This is a genomic window from Streptomyces sp. NPDC000983, from assembly GCF_040299205.1.
GTDB lineage: Bacteria > Actinomycetota > Actinomycetes > Streptomycetales > Streptomycetaceae > Streptomyces.
This window is the reverse complement of record NZ_JBEPBM010000016.1, coordinates 76,629-92,173: the sequence shown is the minus strand read 5'-3', so window position 1 is coordinate 92,173 and position 15,545 is coordinate 76,629. Positions and strand designations below refer to the sequence as shown.

General features: G+C 74.6%; 11 protein-coding genes and 1 pseudogene. 8 read left to right on the top strand and 4 right to left on the bottom strand.

Annotated features, from left to right (window positions below; genetic code table 11):
• The first annotated feature begins 106 nt into the window (after positions 1-106).
• On the top strand, positions 107-946 hold the full coding sequence (locus ABT296_RS20045) for an alpha/beta fold hydrolase (RefSeq protein ID WP_351929084.1): 840 nt from the start codon (positions 107-109) through the stop codon (positions 944-946).
• Between the two features lie 135 nt (positions 947-1,081).
• Here ABT296_RS20045 and ABT296_RS20040 read toward each other — a convergent pair.
• Positions 1,082-1,870: pseudogene (locus ABT296_RS20040) on the bottom strand (DMT family transporter); the annotation flags it as partial.
• Positions 1,871-1,917: 47 nt separating this feature from the next.
• On the opposite strand from ABT296_RS20040, the gene pdxR reads away from it, so the two are divergent.
• The 5 genes from pdxR to ABT296_RS20015 all read left to right on the top strand — a co-directional run bounded on the left by pdxR (position 1,918) and on the right by ABT296_RS20015 (position 10,903).
• Complete coding sequence (gene pdxR / locus ABT296_RS20035) at positions 1,918-3,378, top strand: MocR-like pyridoxine biosynthesis transcription factor PdxR (protein WP_351929082.1); 1,461 nt, start codon at positions 1,918-1,920, stop codon at positions 3,376-3,378.
• Between the two features lie 119 nt (positions 3,379-3,497).
• Positions 3,498-5,072, top strand: coding sequence for an alkaline phosphatase D family protein (locus tag ABT296_RS20030; RefSeq protein WP_351929080.1), 1,575 nt, complete (start codon positions 3,498-3,500; stop codon positions 5,070-5,072).
• 165 nt (positions 5,073-5,237) lie between these two features.
• Complete coding sequence (locus ABT296_RS20025; RefSeq protein WP_351929078.1) at positions 5,238-6,677, top strand: SWIM zinc finger family protein; 1,440 nt, start codon at positions 5,238-5,240, stop codon at positions 6,675-6,677.
• The gene (locus ABT296_RS20020) at positions 6,674-9,295 is read left to right on the top strand and encodes a DUF6493 family protein (RefSeq protein ID WP_351929076.1); all 2,622 of its coding nucleotides are present in this window, start codon (positions 6,674-6,676) and stop codon (positions 9,293-9,295) included. Before ABT296_RS20025 ends, ABT296_RS20020 begins: the two co-directional genes overlap by 4 nt.
• A 198-nt stretch (positions 9,296-9,493) precedes the next feature.
• A complete protein-coding gene (locus tag ABT296_RS20015; protein ID WP_351929074.1) occupies positions 9,494-10,903 on the top strand; it encodes a GNAT family N-acetyltransferase in 1,410 nt (469 codons plus the stop codon).
• 3 nt (positions 10,904-10,906) lie between these two features.
• Here the strand turns inward: ABT296_RS20015 and ABT296_RS20010 are convergent, their stop codons facing one another.
• Positions 10,907-12,094, bottom strand: a complete 1,188-nt coding sequence (locus tag ABT296_RS20010) for a trans-sulfuration enzyme family protein (protein ID WP_351929073.1) — start codon at positions 12,092-12,094, stop codon at positions 10,907-10,909.
• 60 nt (positions 12,095-12,154) lie between these two features.
• Between ABT296_RS20010 and ABT296_RS20005 the strand changes: the two genes are divergently transcribed.
• Together ABT296_RS20005 and ABT296_RS20000 are read left to right on the top strand one after the other, a co-directional pair.
• Positions 12,155-12,646, top strand: a complete 492-nt coding sequence (locus ABT296_RS20005; protein WP_351929071.1) for an Lrp/AsnC family transcriptional regulator — start codon at positions 12,155-12,157, stop codon at positions 12,644-12,646.
• A gap of 32 nt (positions 12,647-12,678) precedes the next feature.
• Positions 12,679-14,367 (top strand): DUF885 domain-containing protein, encoded by a 1,689-nt coding sequence (locus tag ABT296_RS20000; protein ID WP_351929069.1) that lies wholly within the window; start codon positions 12,679-12,681, stop codon positions 14,365-14,367.
• A 91-nt stretch (positions 14,368-14,458) separates the two neighbouring features.
• On the opposite strand, the gene ABT296_RS19995 is transcribed toward ABT296_RS20000, so the two are convergent.
• Positions 14,459-14,962 carry an immunity 21 family protein gene (locus tag ABT296_RS19995; protein ID WP_351929067.1) on the bottom strand — a complete coding sequence of 168 codons (504 nt, stop codon included), beginning with the start codon at positions 14,960-14,962 and terminating at the stop codon, positions 14,459-14,461.
• Positions 14,963-15,041: 79 nt separating this feature from the next.
• Positions 15,042-15,524, bottom strand: coding sequence for a rhodanese-like domain-containing protein (locus tag ABT296_RS19990; protein WP_351929065.1), 483 nt, complete (start codon positions 15,522-15,524; stop codon positions 15,042-15,044).
• Between the last annotated feature and the right edge of the window lie 21 nt (positions 15,525-15,545).

Genomic DNA, 15,545 nt, shown 5'->3' with positions numbered 1-15,545 from the left:
ACCCGTCGGTAGCAATCGCTGACAAGCTGTCCACGTCCGTCGACACCGGTCCACGGACGGTCGTCGCCGTCACCTGCCGGCCCATCAGTTCCGACGAGGAGCGCACATGTCCGCCACTGTCTCGTTCCAGGTCCCCTCCCCGGGGGGTCCGCGGTCCGTCACCCTGTCCTACGCGCGCGTGGGCCGGGGCGAGCCGCTGCTCCTGCTGCACGGCATCGGCCACCACCGGCAGGCCTGGGACCCGGTGCTGGACATCCTCGCCACCGAGCGGGACGTGATCGCCGTCGACCTGCCCGGCTTCGGCGCGTCCCCCGCGCTGCCGGAGGGTCTCCCGCACAACCTGCCCACGATCACCGCCGCGCTCGGCGCGCTGTGCGAGGCGCTTGAACTGGACCGGCCGCATGTCGCGGGCAACTCGCTCGGCGGCCTGCTCGCCCTGGAACTCGGCCGGGCCGAGCTCGTACGGTCCGTCACCGCCCTGGCCCCCGCCGGGTTCTGGTCGCAGGCCGAGCGCCGGTACGCCTTCACCCTGCTGCTGTCGATGCGGCGGATCGCCCGCGGCATGCCGCAGCCCATGGTGCGGCGGCTGTCCCGTTCGGTGGCCGGGCGCGCCGCGCTGACCAGCACCATCTACGCGCGGCCGGGCCGTCGTTCACCCGAGGCCGTGGTCGCCGAGACGCAGGCCCTCGCCAACGCGACGGGGTTCACCGAGACCCTGCGGGCCGGGAACACGGTCCGCTTCACCGACGACGTCGCCGGTCTCCCGGTCACCGTGGCCTGGGGCACCAAGGACCGGGTGTTGATCCGTCGTCAGGGCGTGCGGGCCAAGCAGATCATCCCGCGGGCCCGGCTGATCCGGCTGCCCGGCTGCGGGCACGTCCCGATGAACGACGACCCCGCGCTCGTCGCGCGCGTCATCCTCGACGGCAGCAGCAACGCAAGCTGACGGGCGCTCGGGGCCCGGTGCGGGAGCGGCCCCGTCGCCCGAAGGGCGGCGGGCCCCGGCCGGTGTGCGGGAGCCGAGCGCGACCCCGGCGCCGACCAGGGCGCTGCCCACGGCCTGGGCGGCGCCGTAGGAGCCCGTTCCGACCAGGGGCGCGGTGCAGGCCGCGGTGACGGGGATGAGGCCGGAGAAGAGCGTGGCGCGCTCCGCGCCGATCCGCTGCATGCCCATGTACCAGCACACGAAGCCGATCACCGTGACGACGACCGCCTGCCACAGCAGCGCCGCCGTCTCGGTGCCGTCCGGCCTCCGCAGCCATCCCGCGCCGTCGGCGAGCAGTCCGACCGCGGCGGACTCCGCGGCGGCGAGGCCGCACACCGTGGCGGACAGCAGCCGCGGGCCCAGGGGCCGCAGGACGGGCACGGCGAGGACGGCAAACCCGACCTCGCCGGCCAGCGCGCACACCGAGAAGGCGAGGCCCGCCGCGTCGGTACGGCCCCACCCCTGGACGGTGAGGGCGCCGAGCGCGACGAGCAGGGCGCCGCGCAGCACGGCCCGCTGCGGGCGGCGCCCCTCCAGCAGCGGGACGAGGACGGCCACGACCATGGGCGCGCAGCCCACGAACACGCCCGGAACGGCGGGCTCCGCCGTGCGCTCCGCAGCGATCACGGCCAGGTTGAAGCCGACCATCCCGATCCCCGCGAGCAGTGCCAGGCGCACCCACTGGCGGGCGGAGAGCGCCCGCAGCCGGGCCGTCGAGCCCTTTCCGGCGAGCGGGGCCAGCAGCAGGAACGCCAGGCCGTAGCGGAGGAACTGGCCGCCCGCGTACGGGTAGGCGCCCAGGACGCTGTTGGCGGTGAAGGACCCTCCGACGAGGACACAGGCGAGCGCGGCGAGCAGGGCTCCGCGCGTGGTGGTCGCGTTCATGGGAGCGACGCTAGGAAGCGGGGCGGCCCGGTTTAAGGTCCACTTCCATGACGGCATCGCGGACCAATCGTGGCGGGGACAGAGGTGCGGGCGGGGGCTCGGGTGCGGGCGGGGGTTCGGTCGCGTGGGAGGTGCTGCTGCCCGCGGCGGGCGCGCCGGCACGCGCGCGTGGGCGGGCGCTTCAGGCCGCGCTGCGCGAGGCGGTGCGGTCCGGGCGGCTCGTCCCCGACACGCGGCTGCCGTCCAGCCGGGACCTGGCCGCCGACCTCGGCGTGTCGCGCGGGCTGGTCACCGAGGCGTACGAGCAGCTCACGGCGGAGGGCTATCTGCGCAGCGGGCGCGGTGCCGGTACCTGGGTGGGCGGCGCCGTACGGTCGGCTCGGCCACCCGCGCGTGACCTGGCGCCGCGCGCGCCGGGCGCGGTGGCCGACTTCGTGCCCGGCACGCCGGATCTGTCGCTGTTCCCCCGGGCCGCGTGGGCCGCCGCGCAGCGCGGGGTGCTGGCGGAGCTGCCGCACCAGGAGCTGGGGTACCCCGATCCGCGGGGTCTGCCCCGGCTGCGCACGGCACTGGCCGAACTGCTGTCCAGGCGCCGGGGTGTGGTCGCCGATCCGGAGCGGCTGCTGGTCGTCTCCGGGGTGGCCCAGGCGACGACCCTCCTCGGCTTCGCGCTCCACGCGCGCGGGATCGGCACGGTGGCCGTCGAGGACCCCGGCAGCCCGCAGCACAACGACCTGTACACGGCCGCCGGCGTCAGGACCGTGCCGCTGCCGCTGGACGACGAGGGCCTCGCCGTCGGCCCGCTGCGGGCCTCGGACACGCGCGCCGTCGTCACCACCCCCGCCCACCAGTACCCGACCGGCATCGCCTACTCGGCGCGCCGGCGCGCCGAACTCCTGGACTGGGCGCGGTCCGTGGACGGTTTCGTGCTGGAGGACGACTACGACGGCGACTTCCGGTACGACCGCGCCCCGGTGGGCGCGCTCCAGGGCCTGGACCCGGAGCGCGTGGCCTACGCGGGCTCGGTCAGCAAGTCGCTCGCGCCGGGTCTGCGGCTCGGCTGGCTGCTGGTCCCCGAGGCACTGGCCGAGGAGGTCGTCGAGCGCAAGCGGACCATGGACCTCGGCCATCCCACCCTGGATCAGGCGCTGTTCGCCCGGTTCGTGGAACGCGGCGACTACGACCGCCAGTTGCGCCGCTGCCAGCGCGCGTACCGGGAGCGGCGGGACGCCCTGGTCGCCGCGCTGGCGGAGCACTTCCCGGGCTCCCGGGTCTCGGGCATCGCCGCCGGGCTCCACGCGATCGCGGTACTGCCGCGGCGGTTCGCGCCCGAGGCGGGGTTCCTCGCGCGCGTGACGGCGGCCGGGATCGCGGTCCGGGCCCTGGCGGACTGCACGCACGCGCGTACCGGCCATGAGGACGTACGGCTCGTCCTGGGGTACGCGCACCTGCCGCCGGCGCGGATCCGGGAGGGCGTGCGGCTGATGGCGGAGGCCGCCGAGGGGTGAGGGCGTCCCGCTCGGGGCGCGCCGCCGGGGAGTTGTTCACTTCCGGTTCGCGTGTGCGCCGTGAGCCACCAGTAGGTGTGGACTGCACACTGGCCGGATCCCGTCCTGGAGGCGTATTCATGGCACACAGTCCGTTCCCCGGTCGTCGCGGTGTTCTGCGCGGCTCGCTCGCCGCCTCGGCGGCGCTGACCCTGCCCACCGCGCTCGGCGCGGCACCCGCCTTCGCCCGGTCCGGGCGGCCCCGGGCGGGCTGGGGCGTGCAGACCGGCGACGTGACGACCGACTCGGGTCTGGTGTGGGTCCGTTCCGACCGTCCCGCGCGGATGATCGTCGAGACCTCCGCCACCGAGTCGTTCCGTAACCCGCGGCGATGGCACGGTCCGCTGCTCGGCCCGGGCAGCGACTTCACCGGCACGACCCGCCTGCGGGGCCTGCCCCCGGGCGAGCAGATCCACTACCGCGTCCTGCTCGCCGACCCCGACGACCCCAGGCGCACCGGCGAGCCGGTGACCGGCACCTTCCGCACCGCTTCCGCGAAACGGCGCGACGGCGTGCGGTTCGTCTGGTCCGGCGACCTCGCCGGGCAGGGCTGGGGCATCAACCCGGACCTCGGCGGCTACCGCATCTACGACACGATGGCCGGCCTCGACCCCGACTTCTTCCTCTGCAGCGGCGACAACGTCTACGCCGACGGTCCGATCGCGCCGACCGTGACCCTGCCCGACGGGCGGATCTGGCGGAACGTCACCACCGAGGAGAAGTCGAAGGTCGCCGAGACGCTCGCGGAGTTCCGCGGGAACTTCCGCTACAACCTCCTCGACGACAACCTGCGCGCCTTCAACGCGCAGGTCCCCTCGGTCGTCCAGTGGGACGACCACGAGGTCACCAACAACTGGTACCCGGGCGAGATCCTCGGCGACGGCCGCTACACCGAGAAAAGCGTGGACGTGCTGGCCGCCCGCGCCCGGCAGGCGTTCTCGGAGTACTTCCCGATCTCCACCCTGCGCCGCCCCGGGGGTCGGGTCCACCGGGCCCTGCACCACGGCCCGCTGCTCGACGTGTTCGTGCTGGACATGCGCACCCACCGCAACGCCAACTCGCCCGGCGGCCAGTCCACCGACCCGGTCGGCATCCTCGGCCGCGAGCAGCTGGAGTGGCTCAAGCGGGAGCTGTCCCGGTCGCGGGCGGTGTGGAAGGTGATCGCCTCCGACATGCCGATCGGCCTGGTCGTGCCGGACACCGGCGACGGCCTGCCGAACATCGAGGCGGTCGCGCAGGGCGACCCGGGCGTCCCGCTCGGCCGTGAGCTGCAGATCGCCGAACTGCTGCGGTTCGTCAAGCACCGGCGGATCACCGGCACGGTGTGGCTGACCGCGGACGTGCACTACACCTCCGCGCAGCACTACCAGCCCTCGCGGGCCGCGTTCACCGACTTCGAGCCGTTCTGGGAGTTCGTCTCCGGCCCGCTCAACGCGGGCGCCTTCCCGGCGAACGCGCTCGACGGCACCTTCGGCCCGGAGCGGGTGTTCCTCAAGGCGCCGACCGTCGCCAACGTCTCCCCCGCCGAGGGCTACCAGTTCTTCGGCGAGGTCGACATCGACGGCGGCAGCGGCGAGCTGACGGTCCGGCTGCGCGAGCAGGACGGCACGGTGCTGTTCACGCAGGTGCTTCAGCCGGGGCGGGTCGGTCAGTAGCCCCGACGGCCTCGGGCCGGGCCGGGCCGGCCGTGGCCGCCGTAGGCTTCGGACGTGTCGCGCCCCGGCGTCATCCCCCGGGGCGCGGCATGCCCAACCTGACCGCGCCGAGGGTGTTTTGGCTGGTCGGGGCGATTGTCAGTGGTCGCGTCTACGGTTTTTCCCATGACGCGATCACTGCAGGCAGTGGCCTATCGCCGACCCTCCGTGCTGGAATCCGCCGCGGACGGCCGCCGTCTGGGCCTGGAGACCTCCCGGGGTGCGACGCCCACCGGCACCGCCGACCACCCCCGTTTCTTCGCCGGGTTCCTGACGGATCCCCAGGTGGCCTCGGCGGGGCTGCTCGCGGTGGCCGACGTGGCGGCGGCGCGCTACTACCAGCGGCAGCTGCGAGCGTCCCTCGACCCGGTGGTGACGGGTAACGGCGACAGGCTGCGCTTCGAGTCGTTCTCCGGCTGCGGCGGTGTGTACGCCCGGCTGGACGTGCTGTCGGCGGGCCTGGACGGGGCCGAGGTGGGCCACGGCACGACGAACGTGGACGTCAACAACCCGCTGCGCGAGGCCCTGTCGAGGATCGGCACGGACGACCCGCTGCATCTGCGGGTCGGTCCGGACGAGCTGGCGGTGACCACGCTGGACGGGCCGGTGGTGGAGAAGAAGGTTCCGCTCCCCGACCGCTGGCTGCGCGGCTTCGCGGAGTCCCAGGTCGTCGCGGCCGGTTTCGACCTGCGCGCCGAACTGCCCGCCGCCGAGGCGATACGGCTGCTGCGCGCGCTGCCGAAGGCCGGGACCCGGGGCACGGCGGGCGGGCCGCGCTGGCTGGTCCCGGCGGGCCGCACCCTGCGCCCCACCACGCGCGCGGTGCCGGGGGCGGTCTGTCTGCCGGGTCCGGAGCGGCTGATCGCGCTCCAGCGGGTGCTGCGGCACGCCACGACCCTGCGGGTGTACGGACCCGCGGTCGGCGCGGGAGCCGCGGCCACCGCGAGCGCCTGGGAACTGGTCCTGCCGGGCATGCGGCTCACCCTCACGCTCTCCCCCGACGCCTCCCGCGGCTTCTCCGGCGAGGGCGGGGTCCTCGACGCGCTCGCCACGGACGAGGCCGCCGAGGACGCGGAACTGATCTCGGTGCTCCTCGCGTGGGAGCCGCGGGTCGACGTCACCGACCTCGCCGTGGCCTCGGGGCTCGACGCCGGGCGCGTCCGGGCCGCCCTGGTACGCCTGGGGACCTCGGGGCGGGTCGGCTACGACACCGCGGAGGCGGCCTACTTCCACCGGGAACTGCCCTACGACGCCGCGCGCGTGGAACGGCACAACCCCAGGCTGCGCTCCGCGCGGGCGCTGGTGGCGGCGGGCGCGGTCGCCCTGGACGGCGCCCTCGGCACGGTGACCGCCGAGGACGGCCATGTGCACCGGGTGCGGGCGGAGGCGGGCGTGCTCACCTGCACCTGTCAGTGGTGGGCGAAGTACCGGGGCGGGCGCGGGCCCTGCAAGCACGCGCTGGCGGTACGGATGGTGCGGCGGGGCGACACGGGCGCGGTACGGGACACCGGCGCGGCGTCGGAGCGGGACACGGTGGCGGCGCGGGTCGACGGGGGTGTGCGATGAGTTCGCTGATGAGCGTGGTCCGGGCGGGCCGGATCGCCGAGACGGTGAGTCTGCTGGACGGGACGACGGACGCCGAACGGCGTGCCCTCGTGCCCGAGTTGCGGGCGCTGCGCAAGGAGCTGCGCCCGGAGCGCTGGAGCGGGCACAGCCGTGGCACGCTGCCCGCGCTGCACCTGGCCGGCGCGGCCTGCCAGACCGGCGCTGCGGCCGCGGCGGACTGGCTGGGGGCGGTGGACTTCGCCTGGTTCCCCGCGCCGCCCGCGCGGCTGATCGAGGTGCTGGCCGACCGGGACCCCGCCTGGCTCGCCGACGTGGCGCACCGGCTCGCCCGCCGCCCGGAGAGCGCGCGTGTGCCGTACGAGCTGATGAGCGGTCTGGTCCGGCTCGCCGCCTGCCCGGTCCCCACGACGGACACCTACGTGCGGGGCTGGGTGGCCCACATCGGTGGGAGATGGTCCCACGCGGGCACCCTCGCGAAGCGGCTGCGCCAGGAACCGCAGGTGGCCGAGCTGGTGGCCGCGCTGTTCGAGGTCGACGAGATCGGCTGGGCCTTCGCGTGGACCGCCGGAGAGGCGCCCAACAGCTGGCACGTCGCGCTGACCGGACTCGCCGAGGAGGGCGTCCTGGACCGGAAGGCGCTGCTGGACGGGTGTGTGGCCCGTCTGCTGCGGGGCGGCCGGACCTCGGACGTCCGGGCGTTCCTGCATCTGCTGCGCGCGCTGGCCCCGACCCGCGAGGAGGAGCGGGAGCGGGTGGCCGACTGGACGGCGCTCGCCGGGGAGGCCGCGTCCCCGGTCGCCGCGCACGCCCAGGCGGTGCTGGCCGCCCTGGCCCTGGACGGCGAACTCACGCCCCGCCGGCTGGCGGAGACGTCCGAGGCGGTGCTGTTCCGCGCCGAGAAGAAGCTGGTGCGGTCCCAGCTGGTGCTCCTCGGGAAGGTTCTCGCCCGGGACGGGTCCGCCGCCGAGGTGCTGCTGCCCGCCCTGGCGCAGGCGCTCGGGCACCCGGACACCGAGATGCAGGAGCGGGCCGTCAAGCTGCTGGAGCGGCACGCGCCGAAGGTGAAGGACGCGCGGATCCGCGAGGAACTCGTCGCCGCGGCCGAACAGTCGACTCCCGCGCTGCGTTCACGGGTGGCCGACGCGCTCGGGGTGTCCACGGCGCCGGCGGCGCCCTACGAGGAGACCCTGCCCCCGGCACCGGTGCCGGGGCGGCTGGCGCCCGCGCCCGAGTCGGCTGCCGAACTCGCCGAGGAGGTCGGGGCGTTGCTCGCGGCGGAGGACGACGTGGCCGCCTTCGAGCGCACCCTGGACGGCCTGGTGCGCCATGCCCACCGCGACCGGGGCGCGCTGCGGGAAGCCCTGGAACCGGTGCTGGGCCGGCTGCCCTGGCTCTCCTGCGACTCCATCAGCCCCGGTGACTTCTTCGGCCACCGGCATCTGGAACTCGTCCTCGCGGCGCTGCTGGAGAAGACCCCGCGGCACGCGTTCCGCACCCTGCCGCAGGACCGTTGGGCGACGGCGGACTGTGTGCACTCCCCGCTCAGCCGGGCGTTCAACGTCCGCATATGGGAGATCGCCCAGCGGGTGCGGACGGATCCGCCGCCCTTCCTGCTCGCCACTCCGACCTGGAGCACCGGCCTCCTCGAACCGGACGAGCTGGTGTCCCGGCTCGACACCTACCGGGAGCTGGGCGTCCGCGCCGCGCCCGTCGACTTCGCGCACGCCCTGCTGCGGGTCCGGCGGCAGGACCGGGCGGCGGCCGAGTCGGCCGCGGAACGGGCGGCGGCCCTCGGCACCCCGGAGGGCACCCGGCTGGCCCGGTGGCTCACCTCGGGCGCGCCGCACCTGCCGGCCGTACGGCGGCGCACCGCGGGCCCGCGCGTGCTGCTGGAGTTCTCCGAGGTCGAGGAGCTCCAGCAGGACTTCCCGCCGGAGCTCCAGCCCCTGGGCCGTCCGGTGAGCGTCTACCGCGAGCGCTGGTACTGCTACCACTGGGAGGGCGCCCTGCGCCCGCACTGGGCGGCCCTGCTGCCCGAGCGGAGGGAACTGGTCGCCGTACGGCTGCTGCGGGACCTGTCCTCGACCGCCGTGGAGGACACCCGGGGTGCCGCCGCGATCCTCCCGCTGCTCGCGGAATCCGACGGCGAGGCGGGCGCGGCCCTGCATCTGGGGGTGGCGTACGGGCTCGGGGCGCGGCACGAGGCGGACCGGCTCGCCGCGGTGGACGCGCTGCTGGTGCTGGCGGCCAGGGGACAGCTCGACACCGCGCGGCTGGGCGAGGACCTCGGGCAGTTGGTGGCGGGCGGGGCGGTCAAGCCGTCGCGGCTGGTGGAGTCCATCCGGACGGTGGCGGCGACCGGGGCCGCGGCCACCGTCTGGGAGACGCTGCGGCACACGCTGCCCGCCGTGCTGGCCGAGCCGGCGGACGGCCGTCGCCGCCCGCCGGCGCGGGGGCTCGCGGATCTGGTGGCCGTGGCCGCGGACTGCGCCGAGCGTTCCGGGGCCCGGGGCGAGGTGCCGCGGCTGGTCCAGACCGCCGAGCGGGGCGGCTCCTCCCGGCTGGTGGCCCAGGCGCGCCGACTGCGCAGCACGCTGGAGGTCGAGGTGGCCGCGTGACGTAGTCACCGGGGGCCCGGGTGCGGGCCCCCGGTGGACGCCGGTGGGGCGGCCGGGGAGGAAACGCGAGCGTGCGGAGCCGACCGCACAACAGTAAAAAGAGCGGCAAAAGGCGCAGAAGCGATCTTTACCGCCCGGTCACAAAGCGTTCGTGATCACGCAACACCATTCCTTCACAGTGACTGCATGACTCGAGACATGTCTGATGTGACCCGTGCGAAGCACGGCCGTCCCGTCCACCACTGGCGGCGGGACGTCATCGAACTGGCCGCGCTGTTCACGGCGGTCGCCGTGGCGGACGCCGTGGCCAACCTGATCGGGCACGGCCCTGACGGACCCCAGCTGCTGCTGGTGTCGGCGGTCGTGCTGGTCGCCACGGCGCTGTTCCACATCTGGTGGGCACGCCGCCACGGTCACGCACCGCCCGCGGACCATACAGGTGCCCGGTCCGCCGCAGAGCGGCAGGCCGGGCCCGCGGACCGATCGGCGCGTCCGGCCGGGGACACGGCCGCCGAGAGCACGCTGTGGCGGATGCGGACGACCGTGAAGGACGAACCCGGATCGCTGGCCGCGCTGTGCACCGCCCTCGCGGAGCACCGGGTGGACATCCTCAGCCTCCAGACGCATCCGCTGGGCGACGGCACGGTCGACGAGTTCCTGCTGCGCGCCCCGGGCGAGCTGGCCGCCGCCGAGATCACCCGGGCCGTCTCCCTGGCGGAGGGCACGGACACCTGGATCGAGCGTGCCGACGCCCACGACCTGGTGGACGCGCCGACCCGGGTCCTCGGGCTCGCCACCCGCACCGCCCTGGACGCCGCGGAACTGCCCCTGGCGCTGCGGCAGTTGCTGGGCCGCTGCACGATCCGTCAGCTGCCGGGCGCCCCGGTCGCCGGCCGGGCGCCGGAGGGCGTCCCGGTGGAGGGCGTACTGGAGGACACCGTGATGCGGCTGCGGGCACCGGAAGGCGGAGTGATCACCGTGGAGCGGCCGTACCTGCCGTTCACCCCCACCGAGTTCGCGCGGGCGCGGGCCCTGGTGGAGCTGGACGCCCGGCTCGGTCCGCGGGTGCCCGGCGGACAGGACGTGCTGACGCTCCCCGAGGGCAGCGACATCACCGTACGGCGGGCCGACACCGATGACGTCGAGGCCGCCAAGGCCATGCACGAACGGTGCTCCGCGCAGACGCTGAGCAGGCGCTACCACGGTCCGGTGGGCGACGCGGACCGGTATCTGAACCACCTGCTCAGCCCCCGGTACGGGCGCACGCTCGCGGTGCGGACCGCGTCGGGGCGCATCGTGGGCCTCGGGCATCTGCTCTGGGACGGCGACGAGACCGAGGTCGCGCTGATCGTCGAGGACGCCTGGCAGCGCAGGGGCATCGGGACGGAGCTGCTGCGCCGGCTCGTGGCCATGGCCGTCGAGGCCGACTGCGACAGCGTGTACGCGGTGACGCAGGCGTCCAACACCGGCATGGTCGCCGCGATGCGGGGTCTTGGACTGCCCCTCGACTACCAGATCGAGGAAGGCACGCTGGTGATCACAGCGCGGCTCGCTCCGCAGGTGGGGTCGAGGGGCACGGTGGGCGTCACCCGGGCCGAGACCTCGTAGGGGTCAGACCCGGCCGGCCATCGACGGTTCGCCGTGGTGGCCGGCCGCGGTCCCGCCGCCGGCGCCCAGGGCGCCGTCCAGGTCGGACCACAGGTCCTCCACGTCCTCCAGGCCCACCGACATCCGCAGCAGCCGGTCGCTGACCCCGGCGCCCTTGCGGTCGTCGGCGTCGACGATGCGATGGCTGATGGACGCCGGGTGCTGGATGAGGGTGTCGACGCTGCCGAGGCTGACCGCCGGGGTGATCAGACGGACCGCGGCGATCACCTCGTGCGGGTCGCCGTGCACCTCGAAGGCGACCATCGCGCCACCGATGCGCGGGTAGTGCACCCGCGCCACCCGAGGGTCGGCGGTCAGCCGCCGGGCCAGTTCGGCGGCGGTCGCGGAGGCCGCGCGGACCCGGACCGGCAGCGTCGACAGGCCGCGCAGCAGGAGGTAGCCGGCCAGCGGGTGCAGGACACCGCCGGTGGCGAACCGCACCTGCCGCAGCCGTCCGGCGAACTCCTCGTCGCAGGCGACCACGCCGGCCATCACGTCCCCGTGCCCGCCGAGGTACTTGGTCGCGCTGTGCAGCACCAGGCGCGCCCCCTGCTCGGCCGGGCGCTGGAGCACGGGTGTGGCGAAGGTGTTGTCCGCGAGCAGCGGCACCGACCCACAGGCGTGCGCGACCGCGCGCAGGTCGACCTCGGCCAGCGTCGGGTTGGCCGGCGACTCCACCATCACCAGGCCGGTGTCCGGGCGCAGGGCGTCCGCGATCCCGGCCGGATCGGTCCAGGTCACCTCGGAGCCGAGCAGCCCCGCCGTCAGCAGGTGGTCGCTGCACCCGTACAGGGGCCGCACGGCGACCACGTGCCGCAGTCCCGTCGCCGCCCGGGCCAGCAGCACCGCGCTCAGCGCGGCCATGCCGCTGGCGAAGGCGACGGCCGACTCGGTGCCCTCCAGCCGGGCCAGCGCGGTCTCGAAGCGGGCGACGGTCGGGTTGCCGAGCCGTCCGTACACGGGCGGGCCGTCCGGATCGGCGCCCGTCTCGGCGAACGCGTCGATCCGGGCGGCCTCGCCGCGGCTGTCGTAGGAGGGGTAGGTCGTGGACAGGTCGATCGGCGGGGCGTGCAGGCCCAGACCGGCGAGATCGTCGCGGCCTGCGTGCACGGCTTCGGTGGCGAGGGCTCTCGATCGCACAGGGGTCTCCATGGCCGGAAGAGTGAACGCCGACCGGGCCGCGGCGACGGAACCCCGTGTTACGTTCGATTCATGGCCGAATCTGTCGTACTGGATCCGGTGGACCTTCATCTGCTGCGGCTGCTGCAGAACGACGCCCGGGCCACGTACCGGGACCTCGCCGCTCAGGTCGGGGTCGCGCCGTCGACCTGTCTGGACCGGGTGACCCGGCTGCGGCGAGCCGGGGTGATCCTCGGCCATCAGCTGCGGCTGGACCCGGCGAAGCTCGGGCGTGGACTTCAGGCGCTGCTGTCGGTACAGGTCAGGCCGCACCGCCGGGAGCTGGTGGGGCCGTTCGTGGAGCGCATCCGGGCGCTGCCGGAGTCGCTGACCGTCTTCCACCTCACCGGGCCCGACGACTATCTGGTCCATGTCGCGGTCGCGGACATGGCCGATCTCCAGCGCCTGGTTCTGGACGAGTTCACCGCCCACCGGGAGGTCGCACGGGTGGAGACCAGGCTGATCTTCCAGCAGTGGGACTGCGGCCCGCTGCTGCCGCCTTCGCCCTCGGCTCAATCAGGGTGACGTGCGGCGGCCCCCGTTGGAGGATGGGCCGCATGTCAGAGACGAAGAGCCTGCTGCCCCGTGAGGTCGCCGACGCCTATGTCGACGACCTCATCGCCCTCGATCCGGTCACCGGTACGTATCTCGGCAAGAAGGAGAGTTCGAGCAGGCTGCCCGACCTCTCGCCCGCGGGCCAGGAGGCGCTCGCGGAGCTCGCCCGGGCGACGCTGGCCCGGCTCGACACGGCCGAGCGGCAGCCCGGCGCGGACAGCGCCATCGAACGCCGGTGCGCCCGCCTGCTGCGCGAACGGCTGACCGCCGAACTCGCCGTGCACGAGGCGGACGAGGGGCTGCGCGCGGTCGGCAACCTGAGTACGCCCGCGCACTCCGTGCGCGAGATCTTCGCCATCACCCCGGCCGAGACCGAGGAGGACTGGGCGGCGATCGCCGAACGGCTGCGCGCGGTGCCCCGGGCGCTGGCCGGCTACCGCGAATCGCTGGAACTCGGCCTGGAACGCAAGCTGTACGCGGCGCCCCGGCCGACCGCGACCTTCCTGGAGCAGCTCACCGAGTGGGCCGACACAGGCGAGGGCCGGGGCTGGTTCGAGGACTTCGCCGCGGCGGGCCCCGAGGCGCTGCGCACCGAGCTGGACGAGGCGGCGCGCGCGGCGACGGCGGCCGTGGTGGAGCTGCGGGACTGGATGCGCGAGGTGTACGCGCCGGCCGTCGAGGGCGCCCCCGACGTGGTGGGACGGGAGCGGTACGCCCGGCTCTCCCGCTACTTCAACGGCACGGACCTCGACCTGGACGAGGCGTACGCCTACGGCTGGTCGGAGTTCCACCGGCTGCTCGGCGAGATGAGGAGCGAGGCGGAGAAGGTGCTGCCCGGCGCGGAGACGCCGTGGACGGCGCTCGCGCACCTCGACGAGCACGGCAGGGCGATCGAGGGGGTCGACAAGGTACAGAGCTGGCTCCAGGGGCTGATGGACCGGGCCATCGAGACCCTCGACGGCACCCACTTCGAACTCGCCGAGCGGGTACGGAAGGTGGAGTCGCGGATCGCTCCGCCGGGGGGTGCGGCGGCCCCGTACTACACGTCGCCGAGCGAGGACTTCTCCCGGCCGGGCCGCACCTGGCTGCCGACGATGGGCGCGACCCGCTTCCCGGCGTACGACCTGGTCTCCACCTGGTACCACGAGGGCGTTCCGGGCCACCACCTCCAGCTCGCGCAGTGGGTGCACGTCAAGGACGACCTCTCCCGCTACCAGGCCACCGTCGGTATGGTCAGCGCCAACTGCGAGGGCTGGGCGCTGTACGCGGAGCGGCTGATGGACGAGCTGGGCTTCCTCGCGGACGCCGAGGAGCGGCTCGGTTACCTCGACGCGCAGATGATGCGCGCCGCCCGGGTCATCGTCGACATCGGCATGCACCTGGAGCTGGAGATCCCGGCCGACTCCCCCTTCCACCCCGGTGAGCGCTGGACGCCCGAGCTGGCCGAGGAGTTCTTCGGTGCGCACAGCAGCCGGCCGAAGGACTTCGTGAGGAGCGAGCTGACCCGCTATCTGACGATCCCCGGGCAGGCGATCGGCTACAAACTGGGCGAGCGGGCGTGGCTGCTGGGCCGGGAGAAGGCGCGGGAGCGGCAGGGCGACGCCTTCGACCTCAAGACCTGGCACATGGCCGCCCTGTCCCAGGGCTCCCTGGGTCTGGACGACCTCGTCGACGAACTCGCCGCGCTCTGAGGGTGGTTCGGCGCTCTTCGGGGCGGGTTCGGCTCCGGTAGCCGCCCCGTCGGTCGCACGTCGGCCGACGGGACGGGCGGCTTCGTCGTAACTACGCCGCCAGCGGCCGCAGTTGGACGAGGCCGAGCCAGGTCTCCGCGCCCGGTCTCGTCCACGCCGCGCGCACCGCGTACGGGCCCGGAGTCAGCGGGATGCGCAGCGAGGCGGCACCCCGGGTCTCGGTGCCGGGCCGGGCGGAGTCGAAGAGGAACACCGGCCCCGGCACCTTCCAGCGGACCTCCGCGCCCCACTCCGCGCCGGCGAGGGCCGCCGGGAGTCCGGCGAGCAGGTCGGCCTCCGAGCGGGCGGCGGACCACCGTACGAAGGTGCCCTGGTCCGGGAGGTAGGTGGTGGTGGCGGGCTCGTCACCCAGGACCAGGGCCGCGCTGTCCCCCACGGGCAGCAGGCCTACGAGGCCGTCGATCTCGCAGGCCCGGTCGTAGTCGGAGGCGGTCTCGTCGCCGTCGGCGCCCGCCCAGAAGGGCAGGACCGTCTCCGGCACCGCTATGAGCGGACCCCCGCCCGACTCCACCCACCGCACCCTGTGTCGCACCATGGCGCAGAAACCTACACGCCCGCTCCGCGGCCGAGTTCGGTGTCCCGGGCACCTTTCCGACGGGCCGGCGGGGGCCTTCTCAGCAGCCGCAGTCCTCGCTGTCGACCGGCGCGGTCAGCGGGTCGGCAGCCTTGCGGGCCTCGCCCTCCCAGGTCTCGTAGGCGAAGCCCTCGCGGGCCCAGTACTCGAAGCCGCCCAGCATCTCCTTGACCTGGTAGCCGAGTTCGGCGAGGGCGAGGGCGGCCCGGGTGGCTCCGTTGCAGCCGGGGCCCCAGCAGTAGGTGACCACGGGCACCGACCTGTCCAGGAGGCGCTCGGCCTGCTCGGCGATGAGCGCGGTCGGCAGGTGTATCGCGCCCGGGATGTGGCCCTGGTCCCAGGAGGCGGTGCTGCGGGAGTCCAGGACGACGAATCCGGGGTCGCCGTCGGCCGCGAGCGCGGCGGCGACGTCGGAGACGTCCGCATGGAAGACGAGGCTCGCCCGGAAGTAGGCGGCCGCCTCGGCGGGAGCGGCGGGGGCCACCCGCAGGACGGGGTTGACGGCGGTGGCGGGGCTGGTCATCTGCTGGCCTTTCCGGGGTGG

What these genes read in the sequence shown, in the direction of transcription:
- ABT296_RS19990 (WP_351929065.1), bottom strand. Translation starts at nt 15,524, where the DNA reads ATGACCAGCCCCGCCACCGCCGTCAACCCCGTCCTGCGGGTGGCCCCC.
- ABT296_RS20015 (WP_351929074.1), top strand. Translation starts at nt 9,494, where the DNA reads ATGTCTGATGTGACCCGTGCGAAGCACGGCCGTCCCGTCCACCACTGG.
- ABT296_RS20030 (WP_351929080.1), top strand. Translation starts at nt 3,498, where the DNA reads ATGGCACACAGTCCGTTCCCCGGTCGTCGCGGTGTTCTGCGCGGCTCG.
- ABT296_RS20025 (WP_351929078.1), top strand. Translation starts at nt 5,238, where the DNA reads ATGACGCGATCACTGCAGGCAGTGGCCTATCGCCGACCCTCCGTGCTG.
- pdxR (WP_351929082.1), top strand. Translation starts at nt 1,918, where the DNA reads ATGACGGCATCGCGGACCAATCGTGGCGGGGACAGAGGTGCGGGCGGG.
- ABT296_RS19995 (WP_351929067.1), bottom strand. Translation starts at nt 14,962, where the DNA reads ATGGTGCGACACAGGGTGCGGTGGGTGGAGTCGGGCGGGGGTCCGCTC.
- ABT296_RS20010 (WP_351929073.1), bottom strand. Translation starts at nt 12,094, where the DNA reads ATGGAGACCCCTGTGCGATCGAGAGCCCTCGCCACCGAAGCCGTGCAC.
- ABT296_RS20020 (WP_351929076.1), top strand. Translation starts at nt 6,674, where the DNA reads ATGAGTTCGCTGATGAGCGTGGTCCGGGCGGGCCGGATCGCCGAGACG.
- ABT296_RS20045 (WP_351929084.1), top strand. Translation starts at nt 107, where the DNA reads ATGTCCGCCACTGTCTCGTTCCAGGTCCCCTCCCCGGGGGGTCCGCGG.
- ABT296_RS20005 (WP_351929071.1), top strand. Translation starts at nt 12,155, where the DNA reads ATGGCCGAATCTGTCGTACTGGATCCGGTGGACCTTCATCTGCTGCGG.
- ABT296_RS20000 (WP_351929069.1), top strand. Translation starts at nt 12,679, where the DNA reads ATGTCAGAGACGAAGAGCCTGCTGCCCCGTGAGGTCGCCGACGCCTAT.